The organism is Parafrankia sp. Ea1.12 (assembly GCF_900465275.1).
In the GTDB taxonomy this organism is placed as follows: domain Bacteria; phylum Actinomycetota; class Actinomycetes; order Frankiales; family Frankiaceae; genus Parafrankia; species Parafrankia soli.
Genome location: NZ_UBIZ01000369.1, coordinates 1 through 1,820, shown reverse-complemented (window position 1 = coordinate 1,820; position 1,820 = coordinate 1). Strand labels below are relative to the sequence as shown.

At 67.7% G+C, this 1,820-nt stretch carries 1 protein-coding gene; it reads right to left on the bottom strand.

Going from position 1 to position 1,820, the window contains the following annotated elements; all coding sequences use genetic code 11:
• Positions 1-1,820: protein meaA (locus FMEAI12_RS20980; protein WP_112107553.1), on the bottom strand; the 1,820-nt coding region annotated here is incomplete at both ends.

The window sequence follows — 1,820 nt, the reverse complement described above, 5'->3', positions numbered from 1 at the left end:
GTGAAGACGGCCGCAACACCGAGCGTCGCCAGGCGTTCCGCGTCCGCGGGCGGAATGATCCCGCCGACCACGACCGGGACGTCCCCGAGACCAGCCGCACGCAGCCCGTCCAGCACCTCGGGCACCAGGTTCATATGCGAACCGGAGAGCACCGACAGCCCGACCACGTGGACGTCCTCCTCCACAGCCGCGGCGACGATCTGCGCCGGCGTGAGACGGATCCCCTGATAGACCACCTCAAAGCCCACATCACGAGCCCGTACCGCGATCTGCTCGGCACCGTTGGAATGCCCGTCCAACCCGGGCTTACCCACCAGCAGCCGCGGCCGGCGACCCAACTCACCGGCGGTCACGGTCACCAGGTCACGCACCTCCCCCAGCCCGGCGCCCGCAGCGGCGGCCGACGGCGCCGCGGACACCCCGGTCGGCGCACGGTACTCACCGAACACCTCACGCAGCACACCCGCCCACTCCCCCGTCGTCACACCGGCACGAGCACACGCCAACGTCGCCGGCACCAGGTTCGCATCCGTCTTCGCCGCCTCACGCAACCCCAGCAGCGCCTCGTCGACAACGGAGGCATCACGGGCGGCCCGCCACGCCGCGACCTGAACCCGAGCCGCCTCCTCACCAGCCGGATCCACCGTCTGCACAGCCGCGTCCAGATCAGCCAGCAGCGGACTCGGCTCGGTCTCGGTGAACCGGTTCACCCCGACAACAACGTCCTCACCGGACTCGATCCGCGCCCGCCGCATCGCCTGCGAAGCCACCAACCGGGACTTCATGTAGCCGCTCTCCACAGCGGCGACAGCCCCACCCATCGCCTGCACCCGGTCGATCTCCTCGGTCGCGGCGGCAACCAGCTCCTCCACCCGCCGGGCCACCACCACCGAGCCCTCGAACAGATCCGGGTACTCCAACAGATCCGTCTCATAGGCCAGGATCTGCTGGATACGCAACGACCACTGCTGATCCCACGGACGCGGCAGGCCGAGGGCCTCGTTCCACGCAGGCAGCTGCAACGCGCGGCAACGGGCATCCTTCGACAACGTGACCCCGAGCGCCTCCAACACGATCCGGATCACGTTGTTCTCCGGCTGCGCCTCGGTCAACCCCAACGAGTTGACCTGCACCCCGTAACGGAACCGGCGGTGACGCGGATCCGTCACCCCGTAACGAGTCCGCAGCAGATCATCCCACAGGGCGACGAACGCCCGCATCTTGCACATCTCCTCCACGAAACGCACCCCGGCGTTCACGAAGAACGACATCCGGGCACACACCTCACCCATCCGCTCCGCCGGCACCTGACCGGAAGCGACCACCGCGTCGAGCACCGCGATCACCGTGCACAACGAGTACGCCAACTCCTGCACCGGCGTCGCACCCGCCTCCTGCAGGTGATAGCTACAGATGTTGATCGGGTTCCAGCGCGGGATCTCCGTCACCGTGTACGCCACAATGTCCGTGATCAGCCGCAGCGACGGGCCGGGCGGGAACACATACGTCCCCCGCGACAGGTACTCCTTGATGATGTCGTTCTGGGTCGTGCCGGTCAGCTCCTCGGCCGCGACACCCTGCTCCTCCGCCACCACCTGGTACAACGCCAGCAACCACATCGCCGTCGCGTTGATGGTCATGGACGTGTTCATCCGGCCCAACGGGATCTGCTCGAACAACGCCCGCATGTCACCGAGATGCGCGACCGGCACACCCACCTTCCCGACCTCACCACGCGCCAGCACATGATCCGGGTCGTACCCGGTCTGCGTCGGCAGATCGAAGGCCACCGACAGACCCGTCTGCCCCTTCGCCAGATT